Annotated in this window: 17 protein-coding genes; 5 read left to right on the forward strand and 12 right to left on the reverse strand. The window is 69.6% G+C overall.

Features of this window, described 5'->3' with window-relative positions:
* Positions 1 to 269: 269 nt before the first annotated feature.
* From rbfA to rimP, 6 genes are all read right to left on the reverse strand, one after another.
* On the reverse strand, positions 270 to 725 hold the full coding sequence (gene rbfA, locus ACFWNN_RS17435) for a 30S ribosome-binding factor RbfA (RefSeq protein ID WP_382440940.1): 456 nt from the start codon (positions 723 to 725) through the stop codon (positions 270 to 272).
* A gap of 13 nt (positions 726 to 738) precedes the next feature.
* Positions 739 to 1,035, reverse strand: coding sequence for a DUF503 domain-containing protein (locus tag ACFWNN_RS17440; protein ID WP_382440941.1), 297 nt, complete (start codon positions 1,033 to 1,035; stop codon positions 739 to 741).
* A 72-nt stretch (positions 1,036 to 1,107) separates the two neighbouring features.
* Positions 1,108 to 4,299 carry a translation initiation factor IF-2 gene (gene infB, locus ACFWNN_RS17445; protein ID WP_382440942.1) on the reverse strand — a complete coding sequence of 1,064 codons (3,192 nt, stop codon included), beginning with the start codon at positions 4,297 to 4,299 and terminating at the stop codon, positions 1,108 to 1,110.
* 87 nt (positions 4,300 to 4,386) lie between these two features.
* Positions 4,387 to 4,713: a YlxR family protein gene (locus ACFWNN_RS17450; protein WP_382440943.1), complete on the reverse strand. Its 327-nt coding sequence runs from the start codon at positions 4,711 to 4,713 to the stop codon at positions 4,387 to 4,389.
* Between the two features lie 39 nt (positions 4,714 to 4,752).
* Positions 4,753 to 5,766 carry a transcription termination factor NusA gene (gene nusA, locus ACFWNN_RS17455; protein ID WP_382440944.1) on the reverse strand — a complete coding sequence of 338 codons (1,014 nt, stop codon included), beginning with the start codon at positions 5,764 to 5,766 and terminating at the stop codon, positions 4,753 to 4,755.
* Positions 5,763 to 6,287 carry a ribosome maturation factor RimP gene (gene rimP / locus ACFWNN_RS17460; RefSeq protein WP_382440945.1) on the reverse strand — a complete coding sequence of 175 codons (525 nt, stop codon included), beginning with the start codon at positions 6,285 to 6,287 and terminating at the stop codon, positions 5,763 to 5,765. The genes nusA and rimP overlap by 4 nt, the downstream gene beginning before the upstream one ends.
* A 129-nt stretch (positions 6,288 to 6,416) precedes the next feature.
* Between rimP and ACFWNN_RS17465 the strand changes: the two genes are divergently transcribed.
* Positions 6,417 to 6,860, forward strand: coding sequence for a hypothetical protein (locus tag ACFWNN_RS17465; RefSeq protein ID WP_382440946.1), 444 nt, complete (start codon positions 6,417 to 6,419; stop codon positions 6,858 to 6,860).
* A complete protein-coding gene (locus ACFWNN_RS17470) occupies positions 6,857 to 7,285 on the forward strand; it encodes a ferritin-like domain-containing protein (protein ID WP_382440947.1) in 429 nt (142 codons plus the stop codon). The genes ACFWNN_RS17465 and ACFWNN_RS17470 overlap by 4 nt, the downstream gene beginning before the upstream one ends.
* A 39-nt stretch (positions 7,286 to 7,324) precedes the next feature.
* On the opposite strand, the gene ACFWNN_RS17475 is transcribed toward ACFWNN_RS17470, so the two are convergent.
* The 4 genes from ACFWNN_RS17475 to ACFWNN_RS17490 are packed head-to-tail and all read right to left on the reverse strand — an operon-like array spanning position 7,325 to position 10,488.
* The gene (locus ACFWNN_RS17475; protein WP_382440948.1) at positions 7,325 to 8,062 is read right to left on the reverse strand and encodes a hypothetical protein; all 738 of its coding nucleotides are present in this window, start codon (positions 8,060 to 8,062) and stop codon (positions 7,325 to 7,327) included.
* A gap of 55 nt (positions 8,063 to 8,117) precedes the next feature.
* Positions 8,118 to 9,071 (reverse strand): aminotransferase class V-fold PLP-dependent enzyme, encoded by a 954-nt coding sequence (locus ACFWNN_RS17480; protein WP_382440949.1) that lies wholly within the window; start codon positions 9,069 to 9,071, stop codon positions 8,118 to 8,120.
* Complete coding sequence (locus ACFWNN_RS17485; protein ID WP_382440950.1) at positions 9,023 to 9,529, reverse strand: DUF4442 domain-containing protein; 507 nt, start codon at positions 9,527 to 9,529, stop codon at positions 9,023 to 9,025. Before ACFWNN_RS17485 ends, ACFWNN_RS17480 begins: the two co-directional genes overlap by 49 nt.
* An 11-nt stretch (positions 9,530 to 9,540) precedes the next feature.
* The gene (locus ACFWNN_RS17490; protein ID WP_382440951.1) at positions 9,541 to 10,488 is read right to left on the reverse strand and encodes a glycosyltransferase; all 948 of its coding nucleotides are present in this window, start codon (positions 10,486 to 10,488) and stop codon (positions 9,541 to 9,543) included.
* A 22-nt stretch (positions 10,489 to 10,510) separates the two neighbouring features.
* Between ACFWNN_RS17490 and ACFWNN_RS17495 the strand changes: the two genes are divergently transcribed.
* The gene (locus tag ACFWNN_RS17495) at positions 10,511 to 11,068 is read left to right on the forward strand and encodes a sugar O-acetyltransferase (protein ID WP_382440952.1); all 558 of its coding nucleotides are present in this window, start codon (positions 10,511 to 10,513) and stop codon (positions 11,066 to 11,068) included.
* 4 nt (positions 11,069 to 11,072) lie between these two features.
* Positions 11,073 to 11,480, forward strand: a complete 408-nt coding sequence (locus ACFWNN_RS17500) for a YjbQ family protein (RefSeq protein ID WP_382440953.1) — start codon at positions 11,073 to 11,075, stop codon at positions 11,478 to 11,480.
* Here ACFWNN_RS17500 and ACFWNN_RS17505 read toward each other — a convergent pair.
* Positions 11,376 to 12,335 (reverse strand): ABC transporter permease, encoded by a 960-nt coding sequence (locus ACFWNN_RS17505; RefSeq protein ID WP_382440954.1) that lies wholly within the window; start codon positions 12,333 to 12,335, stop codon positions 11,376 to 11,378. The genes ACFWNN_RS17500 and ACFWNN_RS17505 overlap by 105 nt on opposite strands.
* Before the next feature lie 119 nt (positions 12,336 to 12,454).
* Between ACFWNN_RS17505 and ACFWNN_RS17510 the strand changes: the two genes are divergently transcribed.
* Complete coding sequence (locus ACFWNN_RS17510) at positions 12,455 to 13,453, forward strand: hypothetical protein (RefSeq protein WP_382440955.1); 999 nt, start codon at positions 12,455 to 12,457, stop codon at positions 13,451 to 13,453.
* 353 nt (positions 13,454 to 13,806) lie between these two features.
* Here the strand turns inward: ACFWNN_RS17510 and ACFWNN_RS17515 are convergent, their stop codons facing one another.
* Positions 13,807 to 16,794, reverse strand: a complete 2,988-nt coding sequence (locus ACFWNN_RS17515; RefSeq protein WP_382440956.1) for a BTAD domain-containing putative transcriptional regulator — start codon at positions 16,792 to 16,794, stop codon at positions 13,807 to 13,809.
* Positions 16,795 to 17,243: the final 449 nt, after the last annotated feature.

Below are 17,243 nucleotides of genomic sequence, written 5' to 3' on the forward strand. Positions count from 1 at the left end.
TGCTACCCCTCGCGGATCGGCCGGGCGCTTTTCAGCCCGGCCTTTTCCGGCCGATGAGCGCCTCGCAAGGGCCCCGAAGTCAAGCCCCAATCGCAACGCCCAGGGTCTTTCGTCGAGACCCGCGCAACCAACTCTCGCAACCGCAGCCCGACCAACAAACGCGACCAACCCCGCTGGAACAGGAACCGGCCAACGGAACCGGCACCGGCAAACAAAACTGGGCGGACACGCAAAGTACGTGCCCGCCCAAATCAGTCCACCAAGGACCGTCAGTCCTCGTCCGAGTCCTCGTCCTCACGCGGCGCCTTGTAAGGATCAGCCTCCCCAGCAGGAGAAGCCCCAGCCGCGATCCGAGCCACCTCGGCATCAGCAGCCTGAGCCTTGGCCAGCAACTCGTCCATCTTCCGAGCCGCATCCGGCACGGTGTCCGTCATGAACGTCAACGTGGGCGTGAACCGGACCCCGGTCTGCGCGCCCACCATCGAACGCAGCACACCCTTGGCCTTCTCCAGCGCCGCAGCCGCCCCGGCGAAGTCGGGCTCGGTGTCGAGCCGCTCGCCCAGGACGGTGTAGTACACGGTCGCGTCGTGCAGGTCGCCGGTCACCTTGGTGTCGGTGATGGTGACGCGCGCCAGACGCGGGTCCTTGACCTCGTGCTCCAGAGCCGAAGCGACGATCTGCGAGATCCGCTTGGCGAGCTTGCGGGCACGTGCCGTGTCGGCCACGAGCCTCCCCTTCCTAGTCGTCCTCCGGCCCGACGAGACGCGTCCGGGCGGAGAGCAGTTCCAGTTCGGGTCGTCCGGCGACCAGTCGTTCACAGTCGGCCAGCACGTCCCTGACATGCGAAGCGTCGCCGGCGACGGCCGCGACACCGATCAGCGCGCGCCGGTGCAGGTCCTGATGACCGGCCTCGGCGGCGGCTACTTCGAAGCGACGGCGCAGCTCGGCCACGACGGGCCGCACCAGCGAGCGCTTCTCCTTCAGCGAGTGGACGTCACCAAGCAACACGTCCAGTTCCAGAGCCCCCACGTACATGGGCTTGATCCTCCAGAAGAAAGGGGTGCGAAGCCACTGGTTAAAGCGGCTCCGCACCCCCTCATCGACCGACTAGGCGCGCGGCTTCTCGCGCATTTCGTAGGTCTCGATGACGTCTTCCAGCTTGAGGTCGCTGTAGTTGCCGAGCGTGAGACCACACTCGAAACCTTCGCGGACCTCGGTGGCGTCGTCCTTGAACCGCTTGAGCGAGCTGATCGGGAGGTTCTCCGCGATCACCTTGCCGTCACGGAGCAGGCGAGCACGCGCGTTGCGGCGGATCTCGCCCGACAGGACCATGCAACCCGCGATCGTGCCGACCTTGGAGGACTTGAAGACGTCGCGGATCTCGGCGCGGCCGAGCTGGACCTCTTCGTACTCCGGCTTGAGGAGACCCTTGAGGGCCGCCTCGATCTCGTCGATCGCCTGGTAGATGACCGTGTAGTACCGGACGTCGATGCCCTCGCGGTTCGCGAGCTCGGTCGCCTTGCCCTCGGCCCGGACGTTGAAGCCCAGGACGATGGCGGAGGAGGCCACGGCGAGGTTGATGTCGCCTTCGGTGATGCCACCGACACCGCGGTGGACCACGCGCAGCTCGACGTCGTCGCCGACCTCGATCTTCATGAGCGCGTCCTCGAGGGCCTCGACGGTACCCGAGTTGTCACCCTTGATGATCAAGGTGAGCTGGCTGGTTTCCTTGAGTGCGGCGTCCAGGTCCTCGAGGCTGACGCGCTTGCGCTTCGCAGCGTTCTGCGCGTTGCGAGTACGGGCCTGGCGACGTTCGGCGATCTGGCGGGCGACGCGGTCCTCGTCGACGACGAGGAACGAGTCACCGGCGCGCGGCACCGACGTCAGACCGATGACCTGCACCGGACGCGACGGGGTCGCGTCGTGCACGTCGTCGCCGTGCTCGTCCACCATGCGGCGGACGCGGCCGTAGGCGTCGCCCGCGACGATCGAGTCGCCGACGCGGAGCGTGCCTCGCTGGACCAGCACCGTGGCGACCGGACCGCGACCGCGGTCGAGGTGCGCCTCGATCGCGACACCCTGGGCCTCCATGGCCGGGTTGGCCCGGAGGTCCAGCGAAGCGTCGGCGGTCAACAGGATGGCCTCGAGGAGACCGTCGATGTTGATGCCCTGCTTCGCGGAGATGTCGACGAACATCGTGTCGCCGCCGTACTCCTCGGCGACCAGGCCGTACTCCGTCAGCTGCTGACGGATCTTGGCCGGGTTGGCGCCTTCCTTGTCGATCTTGTTGACCGCGACCACGATCGGCGCCTGAGCGGCCTGGGCGTGGTTGATCGCCTCGACCGTCTGCGGCATCACGCCGTCGTCAGCGGCGACGACGATGACCGCGATGTCGGTCGAGTTCGCACCACGGGCACGCATGGCGGTGAACGCCTCGTGACCGGGGGTGTCGATGAAGGTGATGAGCCGCGGGTTGCCCTCGAGCTCGGTCTCCACCTGGTAGGCACCGATGTGCTGGGTGATGCCACCGGCCTCGCCCTCGTGCACCTTCGCCTTGCGGATGGTGTCGAGGAGGCGCGTCTTACCGTGGTCGACGTGACCCATGACGGTCACGACCGGCGGGCGAACCTGCAGGTCGTCCTCGTCACCGGCGTCCTCGCCGTAGGTGATGTCGAACGTCTCGAGCAGCTCGCGGTCCTCCTCCTCGGGGGACACGACCTGCACGACGTAGTTCATCTCGGAGCCGAGCAGCTCCAGGATCTCGTCGGACACCGACTGGGTCGCCGTGACCATCTCGCCCAGGTGGAAGAGCACCTGCACGAGCGACGCCGGGTTGGCGTTGATCTTGTCGGCGAAGTCGGTCAGCGAGGCACCGCGCGGCAGGCGGATCGTCTCGCCACTGCCCTTGGGCAGGCGGACGCCACCGACCGAAGGCGCCTGCATGTTGTCCATGTACTCCTGGCGCTTCTGCCGCTTGGACTTGCGTCCACGACGCGCCGGACCACCCGGACGACCGAATGCACCCGCGGTACCGCCGCGACCAGCACCGCCGCCACCGCCACCGGGACGACCGCGGAAACCGCCGCCACCACCGGCCGGGGCGCCGCCACCGGCACCGCCACCACCGCCGGGACGGAAGCCGCCGCCTCCGCCACCGCCGCCACCGGGACGGAAGCCACCGCCACCGCCACCGCCGCCACCGCCGCGGAAGCCACCGCCTCCGCCGCCGCCACCGCCGCCGCGGAAGCCGCCACCGCCGCCGCCCCCACCGGGACGACCGCCGCCACCGCCACCGCCACCGGGACGGCCACCGCCGCCGCCGGGACCAGGACGGTTACCGGCCGGACGGCCCGGCATCATGCCGGGGTTCGGCCGCGGGGGCATGTTGCCCGGGTTGGGACGGGGACCGCCCTGACCGGGAGCCGGACGAGGACCGCCCTGGCCGGGGCCGGGACGACCGCCACCCTGAGCGGCGGCCGGACGCGGACCACCCTGACCGGGCGCACCACCGGGACGGGGGTTCGCCGGACGCGGGTCGCCGGGCTTCGGGCCACCGGCGGGGCGGTCGCCGCCCTGCTCGGGACGCGGGCCAGGACGGGGTCCGGGACGCGGCGAGGGAGCGTTGCCGCCACCGACGCCGAAGGGGTTGTTGCCCGGACGCGGCGCGCGCGGGCCGGCAGGCTTGGGAGACTGCGGGCGCGGCGGGACCACGGACGGGGACTGCTGACCACCGGCGGCCGCGGCGGGAGCCTGCGGCTGCTGGGGCTGGGACTGCGGCTGCTGCTGCGGAGCCGGGCGCGGGCCCGGACGCGGACCGCCACCCGGCTTGGCGCCGGGAGCCGGGGCAGCCTTCGGGGCCGCCGGAGCCTGCGCGGCGGGTGCCGCGGGAGCGGCCGGGGCCTGCTGCTGGGGTGCGGGCGCCGCCGGAGCCGGGGCCTGCGCGGCAGGAGCTGCCGGAGCGGGCTTCGGTGCGGGCGGGCGCGGACCCGGAGCCGCCGGACGCGGGCCGGGCATGGCCTTGGGTCCTGCGGGCTTGTTGTCGGTAGCCGCCGGCGTGGCGCCCGCGGGAGCGGACGGCGCGGCGGGAGCGGGAGCCTTCGGCTTCGGAGCGGACGGCTTGGGAGCCGGCTTCGAGGACTTGGCTTCGTAGGCGTCACGAAGCCGCCGGGCCACGGGGGCCTCGACGGTGGACGACGCGGTCTTGACGTACTCACCCTGTTCGGCGAGCTTGTTCAGAATTTCCTTGCTCGATACACCGAGCTCTTTCGCGAGCTCGTGCACGCGGGCCTTGCCTGCCACTGCTCTCCTTGGTCGTGAGGCCGGCGGGCAAGTCCCATCGACCTCGTCTTAACGTCGCGCGTTCATGTCTTCAGCTTCACGGCTGACTCATGACGGGTCGACCTGCTTCCTCGTTGCTTGTCGGCCTCGGGGCTGTCCCGTGGCCAATTCCCCTTGCTGCTCCACGTGCTCGCGCAGCGAAGCGACGTCGAGTGCTCCCTGGACCCGGAGGGCCCGTGAGAACGCCCGTCGCCGCTCGGCGTTGCGGAGACATTCGAGATCGAAATGCAACCAAGCACCCCGACCAGGAAGTCGCCGACGGACGTCCGGAACCACCGAACCGTCCACCGCGACCACACGCAGCAGCTCAGACGGCAGCGTCCGTGCGCGGCATCCTATGCACGTACGAACAGGGCCGATGTGCTGGGAAACCACGCCTGACGCTGAACCGTTGATAATTCTATCCCCTGGAGCTCATTCAGCCGAACCGGATGTGACCGCACCGGCCGCCGGAGCCTCCGCATCGCTGCGGATGTCGATGCGCCAGCCCGTCAGACGGGCGGCCAGGCGGGCGTTCTGGCCCTCCTTGCCGATCGCCAGCGAGAGCTGGAAGTCGGGCACCACGACGCGAGCGGTCTTGGCGCGTTCGTCGAGCACCCGCACCGAGACAACCTTCGCTGGTGACAAAGCATTCCCGACGAAAGTGGCCGGGTCGTCGGAGTGGTCGATGATGTCGATCTTCTCGCCACCGAGCTCGTGCATGACGTTGCGCACACGGGCTCCCATGGGGCCGATGCAGGCACCCTTGGCGTTCACTCCGGCAACCGTTGATTTCACCGCGATCTTCGAACGGTGACCTGCCTCACGTGCCACCGCGGGGATCTCCACGGTGCCGTCCGCGATCTCCGGGACCTCGAGGGCGAACAGCCGCCGCACGAGGTTCGGGTGCGTCCGGGACAGGGCGATCTGCGGGCCGCGCGCGCCCCGCGAGACGCTCACGACGTAGCACTTGATGCGCTCGCCGTGGTTGTACTGCTCGCCCGGCACCTGCTCGGCCGGCGGCAGCACGCCCTCGGTGTCGCCCACCTGCACGACGACCATGCCGCGGGCGTTCGCGCGGGCGTCGCGCTGGACGACACCCGCGATGATCTCGCCCTCCTTGGCGGCGAACTCGCCGAAGGTGCGCTCGTGCTCGGCGTCGCGCAGGCGCTGCAGGATGACCTGACGCGCCGTCGTGGCCGCGATCCGGCCGAAGCCTTCCGGAGTGTCGTCCCACTCCTCCTGGACCGCACCGTCAGGACCCAGGTCCTGCGCGAGCACGCGCACGACGCCGGTCTTGCGGTCGATCTCCACGCGCGAGTGCGTGGCGTGCCCTTCGGTGTGCTTGTAGGCGGTCAGCAGCGCTGACTCGATCGCCTCAAGAACCGTCTCGAAGGGGATGTCCTTTTCACGTTCGATCGCCCTCAGGGCGGCGATGTCGACGTTCACCTCGGCTCCTCCTTCGGTGCTTTCCGAGTGAGCCGAGCCAGTTCCTCGACCGGCGGCTGCTTGAACTCGATCTCCATGACCGCGCGTTCGATGTGGCGGTACTCCACGCGTCGCAGCTCGTCCTTGTGCAGCAGCTCGACCCCGGTCTCGTCGCACTCGCCGACCCGGCCGAACCACTCGGCCTTCTCCGGCTGCTTGACCTTCACGAGACGCAGATGAGCGCGCTTCCAGTGGCGCGGGCGCGTCAGGGGGCGGTCGACACCCGGCGAGGTGACCTCGAGGGTGTACGGCCCGTTGATGATGTGGTCGTGCTCGTCGAGCGCGGCGGAGACCACGCGGCTCGCCTCGGCGACCTCGTCGAGCCCGATGCCGTCCTCACCGTCCACGACGACCTTGACCAGACGGCGGCGCCCAGCCTGATTCACGTCGAGCGCGTCGAGGTCGAAGCCCGCGGCTTCGAGCGCTTCCCGCACAACGGGTGCTAGCTGCGCGGAAAGCTCTCCGCGCGGCGGGCTGGACACGTGGTGTCTCCTTCAGTTCGAACGCATGAAAACCCCGGCCGACGCTGACTCCGGCGGCCGTGGACGACCAGACTATCTCGTTCGCCCGGCTCCCACCGACCCGCACGGCTGCTGGCAATATGGGTTCGCGTGATCTCCGAATCGGTCAGCCGCCGCCGTGTGCTGCTCGCGGTGGCCGCCGCACCGCTCGCCGTTGCGTGCACCACAGAACCTCCGCCACCGCCTCCGCCGGACCCGCTCTCGGCCCTCGCGGCGCAGGCGCGCGCGGACGCGAAGCTGGCGCAGACGCTGACGACGGTGCCCGCCGCGGCCGAGATCGCGAAGGCCCGCGAGACCCACGCCTCACTGTTGCAGGCCGAGGTGGACCGCGAACGCCCGCCGCTGTCCTCCACGGCCCCGCCGGCCCCCACGACGCCTCCCACGCCCCCGGACCCGCTGGCGGCCCTGCGGACGGCGCTGGACGAGGCCGTGCGCGAGGCCTCGGCGGCCGTCGCGTCGCTGCCGACGTACCGGGCGGGCATGGTCGGTTCGGTGGCGGCGGGCTGCGCCTCGTTGCGGGAGGTGCTCGGATGAGCGTCGACTCCGTCCAGACCGCGCTCGGCACCGAGCACGCGGCGTTGTGGACCTACGGCATGGTGTCGGCGTTCCTGGAGGCCCAGGCGGCGGCCGTCGCCGAGGGCGCGAACCTGCACCGGGCCCGGCGCGACACCACCGAACGCTGGCTGCGCGACCACGGCTCGGTCCCGAACCCGCCCGCCGCCGCGTACCTGCCGCCGGCGCCCGTGTCGGACGGCCCGTCGGCGCTCGCGGCGCTGGTCGCGGTCGAGCAGGACACGTGCGCCGCGTGGCGCGGGGTGCTGGACCGGACCGACGAGCCCGCGCTGCGGACGTCGGCCCTGGAGGCGCTGACGACGGCGGCCGTGCGGGCCACCCGGTGGCGCAAGGCGGCGGGGACGACCCCGGCGTCCATCACGCTCCCCGGCGTGGCCTCGGGCTGAAGTGAGGTGAGGGCCCGCCGTCGCGGCGGGCCCGGACGCCTAGCTCGCGAACGACGACGCGAGCCTGATCGCGTCGTTGGAGATCTTCTTCATCTCCCTGTTGTGCGCGATCGCGTCCGTGCCCTTGGACGGCGAGTCCGACTCGACGATCACGACCGTCTGCGCCTGCTGCTCCGAGGCGTACCCGCCGTTGCCCAGCGTGGTCAGCGACGGCACGGTGATGGCCTTGTCCAGCACCAGGTCCTTGACGTTGCCGGTGCCGTCCTTCTGGGTCAGCTCGCGCAACGCCCTGGCCTCCTCGGTGCTCTTCATCTTGACCACGGACACCGACGAGTAGACGGTGCGGCCGTCCGGCAGCGTGACCGTGTAGAAGGCCCGCGTCAGCTGGAGGCACGGCGTGGTCTTGAAGAACGCCTGCGTCTGGCCCGTCGCGTGGGCGGCGCAGTCGCTGTCCTTCACCGGTTCCGGGAGCTCCGGCACGGTGGTGAACTCGAACTCCCCCGCGGTCTTCTGCGGTTGCCCGACCGGTTGGTCGATGGGGTCCGACGGCTGCAACACCCACCACACGAACCCGGACACCACCGCGACACCTACGAGCGCCAGCGCCTTGCCCACCCAGGTCGACCTGCGCTGGGGAGGGGGCGGCTGCGGGGGCCCGTACTGCTGCCCCGGCTGGCGGTTGTCCATGATCGACTGGAGCTTCACGAGCTCGTCGGCCGGGTACAACGGCGCGGTGTCGGTGGGCCTCGGTGGGAAGCGAGGCAGGTTCTGGGTCACCTCTTCAGGTGACTGGCGTGGTTCCGACACAAGGACCCACGGTAACGGACGGCGGTCACGCGAGCGCTTCGAGCACCCGATCAACGTCCTCGATCGTGTTGTAAAGGTGACACGCATACCGTGTGCGACCTGCGCGAACCGACGAAACCACTCCCTGGACGGGTGGTCCGGCAACTGAGACGATCGCGGAGCCGTTCGGCTGGAGTCCCAGACCGGTGAGAAGCCGATCCGTCAGCCCGACGCAGTGCGCGCGGACGGCGCCGAGGTCCACAGAGGCCACCCATGGGAGCGCGACCGCGGCGCCGACGTGGGAGATCCACGCGGGCGAGAGGTCGAACCGCCGTGCGTCCGAACGGAGCACCAGCTCGGTGCCGTAGTTCTCGCCGGTGCTGTACCAGTTGGCGGCCAACGGCTTCAGCGACTCGGCGCGGTCGGGCCGCACGGCCATCCAGGCCGCGCCGCGCGGCGCCATCAGCCACTTGTACGCGACGCCGACGACGAAATCGGCCCACGCCAACGACAACGGCATCCACCCGGCGGCCTGCGACACGTCCAGCAGCACGGGTTTCCCGGACGCCCGCAGCGCCTCGAGGTCGGCGATCCTGCCGTCCGCGCTCTGCACCACGCTCGCGGCAACGAGATCAGCCTCGTCCACAGTGGACGCGATCACGTGCCCGGCGGCGACGAACGGCAGCCCGACGCTGGTGAACTCGATCGGGTCGACGAACACCTTCGACCCGGCCGGCAGCGAGGCGGCCACCAGCGACACGAAGTGCGAAACCGTTGCACCGCAGGCGACCGACGTCGCGGGCACGCCGACCAGCTGCCCGAACGCCGCGCGCGAGGTCTCGACGGCCTCGGTGAAGGTGGACGACGTGTCCTCGCCGCGCCGCCACCGTTCGAACGACGCCGCGACCGCGTCCGCGACGTGCCGCGGCGGCACGCCGATGGACGCCGTGTTCAGGTAGCCGTCCTGAACGTCGAAAACCGCTCCGAAGGCCTCACGCATGCGCGAGCTGCTTGTCGCGCTTGCGCCGCGCGTAGACCTGCTTCCTCACCCGTGCGATCACGGCCCCATCCTGCCCGACGACGTCCGTCTCGAACCAGATCAACGCCTTTCTCGCCGCCGCTGGTCTGCTCCAGCACCTGCGCGACGTGCTCGTCGGTCAGCCGGAACTCGGCGTACACCGTGCCGCGGCCGGGCGCGACGAACTCGATCTCGCCCGCCTGGTCCCACACCACGTGCTCGCCGCTGAGCTGGTTGAACAGCAGCAACACCCAGAACGGGTCGGTCATCGCGAACAGCGAGCCGCCGAAGTGGGTGCCGAAGAAGTTGCGGTTCCACGGGCGCAGACGCATCCGCACGCGCGCATACCGGTAGTCCGCCGAGATCTCCTCGACGCGGATACCGGCGAACAGGAACGGCGGCCACAGGTTCATCCCGAAGCGCAGGCGGCTTGCCTTCATAAAAAACAGTGTTACACAACCTCCGCCAGCCTGTCCGCAACTTCCTCCGGCGACGGCATGTGACGTATCTCCCGGGCCACCTGACCTGCGGCTTCGCCGTACTCCCCCGCACCGAGCACCAGCCGTGCGCTCTCCGCGACCGCGTCGGCACTCACCGCCGACGGCCACACCGCAGCACCCGACGCCACGAGCGCATGGGCGTTGCCGGTCTGGTCCGCCCCCTGCGGCAACACGACCTGAGGGACCCCCTCGGCCAATGCCGCGAGCATCGTGCCGCTTCCGCCGTGATGCACGACCAGGTCTGCCTGCCTGATCACCTCGACCTGCGGCAACCACTGGTGCACCGTCACGTTCGACGGCACGTGCGTGAGGCACGCCTTGGGCGCCGCGACGACGACCTGCGCGTCGAGCCGGGCGAGGCCCGCGATGGCCGGCAGCAACGCGTCCCGCGTGCCGAAGACGCTCCCGAGCGTGAGGTAGATCAGCTTCTCGTGCGTGCGCCGAGGCATCTCGCCGAGCGTCTGGTGCGCGACGGGCCGCAGCAGCAGCCGGTCGTGCACGAAGTCCTTGTCCTGCAACGACGGCGGGCAGATGTCGAGGTGCCGCCCCGACCCCGGCCGCGCGAGCCCGATGCCGTCCACGAACATCCGCCCGAACCCGTGCCACAGCACGGGAAACGCCCGCCGCCGCGCCTCGGCGAACACCTCCGGCACCGCCCAGCCGCTGATCACGAGGTCGGGCAGCACCCGTTCGAGCTCCGGCGCGATGTCCTCGGCGTAGATCTCCCCGAACACCATGCCGGGACGGAAAGGCTTCAACCCCAACCTGTCCAGCTCCGTGTGCATGTCGTCGCCCACGGCGAAGTGCACCTCATGGCCCGCGTCGCGCAGTGCGAGCGCCAACGGGATCATCGGGAACGTGTGGCCGACCGTGGCCATGCTGGCGAAGAGCACGCGCATGCCGCGACGATACTGAAGCGCTATGGGAACCAACCGCGAGAAGATGATCAACGGCGAGCGCTACCTCCCGGCTGATCCCGAGCTCGACGCGGACCGGCGCCGCGGCTGGCGCGAGATGGCGCGGTTCAACGCGCACGACCCGGAGGACCTCGACGGCATGTACGCGATCCTCAAGGGGTTCGTGGCGGAGATCGGCGAGAACTCGACGTTCATGCAGCGCCTGCAGATCGAGTACGGCTACAACACCCGTGTCGGCGCGAACAGCTTCATGAACTACGGCGGCGTCATCCTCGACTGCGGTCCGGTGACCATCGGCGACCACGTGATGATGGGTCCCAACGTGCAGTTGCTGACCGCGTTGCACCCCATCGAGGACCACGACGCACGGATCGAGGGGTGGGAGACGACCGCACCGATCGTCATCGGCGACAAGGTGTGGTTCGGCGGCGGCGTGATCGTGTGTCCCGGTGTGACGATCGGCAACAACACGGTCGTGGGCGCGGGCAGTGTCGTGACGCGTGATCTGCCTGCTCACGTGCTCGCGGTCGGCAACCCCGCACGGGTCGTTCGTAAGATCTGAGGTCATGCGCAGCGAGGAGATCCAGATCCGCACAGGCTCCGACGAAGTGGTCTACGACCTCACCCGGGACTGCCAGCGGTTCCTCGACAGCGAGGACGGCGACGGGCTGCTGCACGTGTGGGTGCCGCACGCGACGGCCGGCGTCGCCATCATCGAGACGGGCGCGGGCAGCGACGACGACCTGCTGACCGCGCTGGAACGGATCCTGCCGCGCGACGTGAAGTGGCGGCACAGGCACGGCACCCCCGGCCACGGTCGTGACCACGTGATGCCCGCGCTCGTGCCGCCTTACGCGACGATCCCCGTGCTAGGCGGTGTGCTGACGCTCGGCACGTGGCAGTCCATCTGCCTCGTCGACACGAACGTCGACAACCCCGTCCGCACCGTCCGTCTGAGCTTTCTTGCCGGCTAGCAACAACACGAGCCCGACGAGCGCGATACCGCCGAACACCCACCACTCGGTGCTGACGGACCCGTCGTACATGAGGCTGCGCAGGCCTTCCGTCGAGAACCGGAACGGCGTCCACGACCACAGGACCGCGCGGTAGGCCGGGTTGAGCAGCTCGGGCACCTGGCCCGCGACGGCCGGCGCCATCAGGTAGAGCAGGCCGAGGACGCCCATCGCGCGGATGCCCAGGTGCCGGAAGAGACCGGCCTGCAGCAGCGCGAACGACACGGCGACGGCGAGCAGGAACGCGAGCGCGGCCGCGTCGAACGTGACGCCCCACCACGCCAGGAGCCCGACGGTCGAGCCCGTGACCAGCACGGCCGTCGTCAGCGCCGACAGCCACCGCAGCCGCCGGCCCTTCAGCACCACGAAGAGCAGCCCGGCCACCATGCCGCCGACCCACAGCAGCGCGGACGCGGCGAGCGGCGCGGTCCGTTCGGCGGCGGACACGGCCGGGGCCTCGACCTTCACCGGCAGCCCCGCGCCCTGCGCGACGCCGGTCAGCACCTGCTGCGCGACCTGCGTGCCGGACGGGTTGACGGCGGGGTTGAGCCGGATCGTCGCCTGACCGGGCACGATCTCCAGCACGCCGTAGACCTCCTTGTCCTGCAGGAGCTTCCGGGCCTCGCCGACGTCGACGACCTTCAGCTGGACCTCGGCGGAATCGGCCTGCGCGACTCGCTGCGCGATCGGCGGAGGCGCCACCACGGCGAGCGGCACGTCGTGCGGGTGCGCGGTGGCCTGCACGCCGAACGTCAGCAGTCCCAGGAGAAACGCCACCACCGCGCCTGCGACGGCGGTGACCAGCGCGGTGCGCATCATCTGCCTCCAAAGTTCATCACTCGTTGAATTACGACAGGACGGTACGCCCGCCGGCGACTCGAAGTCAACGAGTGATGAATTAACCCCCTGTCAGACCCACCAGGTACCGTTTCCCCGTGACTTACCCAGGTGGCGGCGGACAGGGCGGCTGGAACGACCAGCAGGGCTGGGGCCAGCAGCAACAGGGTGACCACCAGAGCGGTGGCTACCAGGCCGGCGGCCAGCAGCAGGGCGACTACGGCAGCGGCGGGTACCAGACCGGCGGCTACCCGCAGACCGGTGGTTTCCCCCAGCAGGGCGGCTTCCCGCAGCAGGGCTACGGCGGCGGGTACGGCGGCCTGGGCGTGTACGGCGGCTTCGACGACAAGCCCCCGAACAAGGGCAAGAAGACGCTGTGGCTCGTCGTGGGCGTGGTCTTCCTGGTGGTCCTGCTCGGCGGCGGCGTCACGTGGTTCGTGCTGTCCCGGGGCGGCGGCGGCACCGCGGCACCGACGTCGAGCCCTGCTCCGACCAGCACCTCCGCGCAGCCGACCGACAGCGCCTGTGCCAAGGGCGACGGCCAGCAGTGCGTCGAGACGCCGCTCGGCTACAACTACGTCGTCCCGAAGAACTGGGACATCATCGCGGACGCCAAGATCCCGGTGGAGGGCTTCGAGGGCATCTCACTGTCCGGCATCACCACCTACGGCGACTACACCTGCGAGGGCAAGCCGTTCACCAAGGGCACCAACGGCGGCACGCTGCTCCCCAAGAGCGACATCAACAAGGCCGCCACCGACTTCACCAAGGCCGTCGCCACCCAGTTCTACTCGTCGGGCATCGACCCGAAGGTGACGCTCACCGAGCCCAAGCCGGTGAAGATCCAGCACACCCAGAAGGACGGCGCGAAGGTCGTCGTCGAGGGCGTGCAGGTCGACGCCACCATCACGCAGACCGGCAACAAGTGCCTGGCGAGCAAGGGCATGGTCAAGGTCGTCGTCCTCAACGGCAGCAACAAGCTGCACGTGCTGGCCATCAACGGCGACCTGGAGGGCGGCGGTGGCGGCGCCAACCCGCCGTTGCCCAAGGAGTCCGAGCTGCAGAAGATGGTCGACTCCCTGACGCCGACCTCCTGACCCCTACCGCGCGCCGCCGTTGGACGTGACGGCGGCGGGCAGCGGGTTCTGCACCAACGCACGCCGGGGCGTTCGCGTTTCACGGCCGCGCAGCCGACCTGCCGACGACGTGATGCACGATCACCGATACCGCCGCACGCACCCGCCGGACCGACGTCAACCGCAAGCTCACCAACGGCACGACGCGCCTGGCCTACCGCGCGCCGCCGTTGAACGTGATGGCGGCGTGCCCCCAACGCAGCTGCCCACTCACGACGCGCACAGGTGCGATCTGCCTGGACAGCGGACTCAAATCCGCCCACTGTGCGTTCAAGGCAGGAGGCAGCGCTGCCTCCTGCATGTGCCAGGCGCTTCTACCGCGCGCCGCCGTTCGACGTGACGGCGGCGGGCAGCGGGTTCTCGATGGTGATCTTCTCCAGCACGGCCAGCGCCTTGCGCTCCCACAGCTCGAGCCGCAGCTCCTGGAACGTCATCATGGCCTGCTCCACGATGGCGATCGCGTGGAACGTCTCCCCGCGCTGCGACACGAGCTGCGCGAGGTCGAGGCGGATGCGCGCGGCCCCGACCCGGTCGAGGTTCTCCTCGCACAGCCGGATCGCGCGCCGCAGCAGCCGTCCGGCCTCGGCGAACATGCGCATCCGGCCGTGGATCAGGCCCAGCGAGTGCAGCGCGTAGCTCTCCCCCACGGTGTCGCCGGAGCGTTGCACCATGCCGAGCACGGACGTGATGAGCTGCTGCGCCTGCTCGTAGCGGCCCTGCACGAGCATCGCGCTGCCGAGCCGGTACAGCACCTGGGCCTCGACCCGCGGGCTGGAGATCTCCCGGCACATCGCGAGCGCGCCGCGCAGCTGGCCGACGGCGAGGTCGTGTTCGCCCCGGTCGAGTGACAGCTGGGCGAGCTGGGAGACCACGTAGGCCTGGCCGACGACGTCGCCGACGCGCTTGAAGCCGGTGAGCGACTGCTCGAAGATCCGCAGCGCGAGCTCCGGCCTGCCCTCGTTGTACTCGAGGAGACCGAGGTTGCGGCGGACGAGCGCGAGGCCGTGGGTGTCGTCCAGCTCGGTGAAGAGCTCCAGCGCCGGTTCGAGGGCGGCGCGGGAGGCGTCCATCCGGCGCTGGCTGTGGTGCAGCGACCCGAGCGAGCACAGCAGGGCCGCGGTGCCGCGCTTGTTGCCCGCCTGGCGCACGGCGTCGAGCGCGCGTTCGTGGGTGTGCTGCCAGTCGTCGAGGTAGCTGCGGGTCTCGAACAACGTCACGAGCGTCATCGCGAGGTCCCAGCTCAGCTCGTCCAGGCCCGCGTCGGCGGCCTGCACGACGGCCGCGCAGATGTTCTGGCGTTCGCTTTCCAGCCAGCCCAACGGGTCCTGCAGCACCTTGTCGACGTACGGCGTGCTCGGCTGCCAGCGTCGCCCCGAGCCGTGCAGGACCGTGAAGTCACCGCCGTAGAGCCGCTGGTGCGCCTGCTCGGCCATGGCGAGCCAGCCGCCGGCGACGCGTTCGACGGACGCGAGCTGCACGTCCGGAGCCTCGTGCGCCGCGAGCTGTTCCTTGGCGTACAGGCGGATCAGGTCGTGGAAGCGGTATCGCGGCAGGCCCGTGACGTCGCTGCCGACGACGTCCAGCAGCTGCGCGTCGACCAGGCGCTCCAGCAGGTCGAAGCCGCGGTGGCGCTCGTCGTCCGTGAGCGCGGAGGCCGTCCAGACCGGCAGGCTCTCCGCCTCCAGCAACGACATCAGCCGCATCACCCGGCAGGTGTCCTGCTCCAGGCCGTCGTAGGTGAGCGAGAGGCTGGCGCGCACGACCATGTCGCCGTGCACGAGCTCGTCGAGGCGGTACCGCTCGTCGGCGAGGCGGCCGACCATCGAGGCGAGCGTCCAGTGCGGGCGGGCCGCGAGGCGCGCGCCGATGATCCGCAACGCCAGTGGGAGCCCTCCCACGACGTCCACCAGCGCGGCCGCGGCGACCGGTTCGCTCTGCAGCCGTTGCGTGCCGATGATGCGCCCCAGCAACTCGGAAGCGTCATCGGAGTCCATGAAGTCGACGTCCACCAAATGAGATCCGGCGAGACCCGTCAACCGCGTACGGCTCGTGACGACGACACCGCACGTGGGCGAGCCCGGCAGCAGCTGGTGTACCTGGGACTCGCTGCCCGCGTCGTCGAGGACGACCAGCACGCGGCGGCTGGCGAGCATGCTGCGGTACATGTCCGCCCGCTCGTCGACGCTGTCGGGCAGGGTCGAGCCGACGGCGCCCAGCGCTGACAGGAACCGGCCGAGCACCTCGGCGGGTGTGGCCGGCTGGGCCTGCGTGCCCCGGAGGTCGCAGTACAACTGGCCGTCCGGATAGGTCTCGGTCGCGACGCGATGGGCCACGTGCACCGCGAGAGCGCTCTTGCCGATGCCCGCCTTGCCGGAGATGTTCACCACCGGCATCGTCAGGCGCTCACCTGTGAGAACGCTCTCAGCACGTGCCACGACGTCCTGGCGGCCGATGAAGTCCGAGATGGTGGCCGGGAGCTGGTGCGGTGAGACGACGTTCTGCACGGTGACCGGGGCGGACTTCTCCTGGTCGAGGCGCAGCACCTCGTCGTCGGTCAGGATCGCGGTCTCGAGTTTGCGCAGTTGGTCACTCGGTTCGAGACCGAGGTGCTCGATGAACAGGTCGCGGCCGGTGCGGTAAACGTCGAGCGCTTCCGACTGCCGGCCGGAGCGGTAGAGCGCGAGCATGAGCTGGCCACGTGGCCGTTCGCGCAGAGGGTGTTCGGTCACCATGCTCTGCAATTCACCGACGAGAGCGTGATGCCGGCCCAGCAACAACTCGATGTCGATGCAGTTCTCCAACACCGACAGGCGTTTCTCGTCGAGGCGCAGCGCTTTGTTCTGCAACGTGGCCCCGGCGCCTCCCAGCGCGGGACCGCGCCACAACGCGAGTGCCGCGCGCAGCACCGCCGCCGCCTCGTCCATGCGGCCCTGCCGGACGGCGGTGTCGGAGTCGGCCACGCGGCGTTCGAAGAGGAAGGTGTCGATCTTGTCCGCGGCCACTCTCAGCAGGTAGCCGGGCTGCCGGGTCTCGATCTGCGCGTCGACGTCGACCCTCGAGAACTCCCGCCGGAGCGCGGACACGCAGATCTGGATCTGCGCTCGCGCGGTCGACGGCGGGGTGTGCTCCCAGACGAGGTCGATCAACTGGTCCATGCTGACGACGCGGTTCGCTTCGAGCAGCAACGCGCCCAGGATCGTCAGCTGACGTCCCGGCGGCACCTGCACCTGCTCCTCTGCCCCGATCACCTCGATCGGGCCGAGCAGTTTGAAGATCAGTTCCTCATCAGGGGCTGAACTCATGACGGACGCCCCCTCGCGCCTCTATTTTTCGCAATGCCCCCGCACCTCGCGCTCCCCGGTCGTTCTCACCTTTGTCGAATCAATTTCTTGAAGCCGCGAAGAAAAGCACTTGAAGGACATTCACCCAGGAGTGGACTAAAATATGAAGCAACCTCACGTCTAGCACTTGAACGCTCCGAAACTAGCCTCAGGGAGGAAACCTGTCAAGATCCTTCTTGTGCATCGCGACACAATCCATCACAATGATACCGATCTCAACAGGCATCTCATTTGGAGATGATCAGACCTAGAGCATCGAGGCAGATCAGCCAGTACGCGAACGTGAGAATTCCCTGATGCGAAGACTCACTTCACAAAGACCGTACGGCGTGCCGCCAAACGGCCTGCCAGCTCAAAGGACTACTCCGTGCGGCGCAGGACGTTCGTTCGGTTCGCTAAACGAATCTAAC

The sequence above is a fragment of the Lentzea sp. NPDC058450 genome (genome assembly GCF_042721395.1).
Classification (GTDB): domain Bacteria; phylum Actinomycetota; class Actinomycetes; order Mycobacteriales; family Pseudonocardiaceae; genus Lentzea.

Bases quoted from the DNA above. Each gene is read 5' to 3' on its own strand.
- ACFWNN_RS17505 (WP_382440954.1), bottom strand. From the start codon at position 12,335: ATGCGCACCGCGCTGGTCACCGCCGTCGCAGGCGCGGTGGTGGCGTTT.
- ACFWNN_RS17495 (WP_382440952.1), top strand. From the start codon at position 10,511: ATGGGAACCAACCGCGAGAAGATGATCAACGGCGAGCGCTACCTCCCG.
- ACFWNN_RS17440 (WP_382440941.1), bottom strand. From the start codon at position 1,035: ATGTACGTGGGGGCTCTGGAACTGGACGTGTTGCTTGGTGACGTCCAC.
- ACFWNN_RS17470 (WP_382440947.1), top strand. From the start codon at position 6,857: ATGAGCGTCGACTCCGTCCAGACCGCGCTCGGCACCGAGCACGCGGCG.
- ACFWNN_RS17500 (WP_382440953.1), top strand. From the start codon at position 11,073: ATGCGCAGCGAGGAGATCCAGATCCGCACAGGCTCCGACGAAGTGGTC.
- ACFWNN_RS17490 (WP_382440951.1), bottom strand. From the start codon at position 10,488: ATGCGCGTGCTCTTCGCCAGCATGGCCACGGTCGGCCACACGTTCCCG.
- ACFWNN_RS17480 (WP_382440949.1), bottom strand. From the start codon at position 9,071: ATGCGTGAGGCCTTCGGAGCGGTTTTCGACGTTCAGGACGGCTACCTG.
- ACFWNN_RS17515 (WP_382440956.1), bottom strand. From the start codon at position 16,794: ATGAGTTCAGCCCCTGATGAGGAACTGATCTTCAAACTGCTCGGCCCG.
- ACFWNN_RS17485 (WP_382440950.1), bottom strand. From the start codon at position 9,529: ATGAAGGCAAGCCGCCTGCGCTTCGGGATGAACCTGTGGCCGCCGTTC.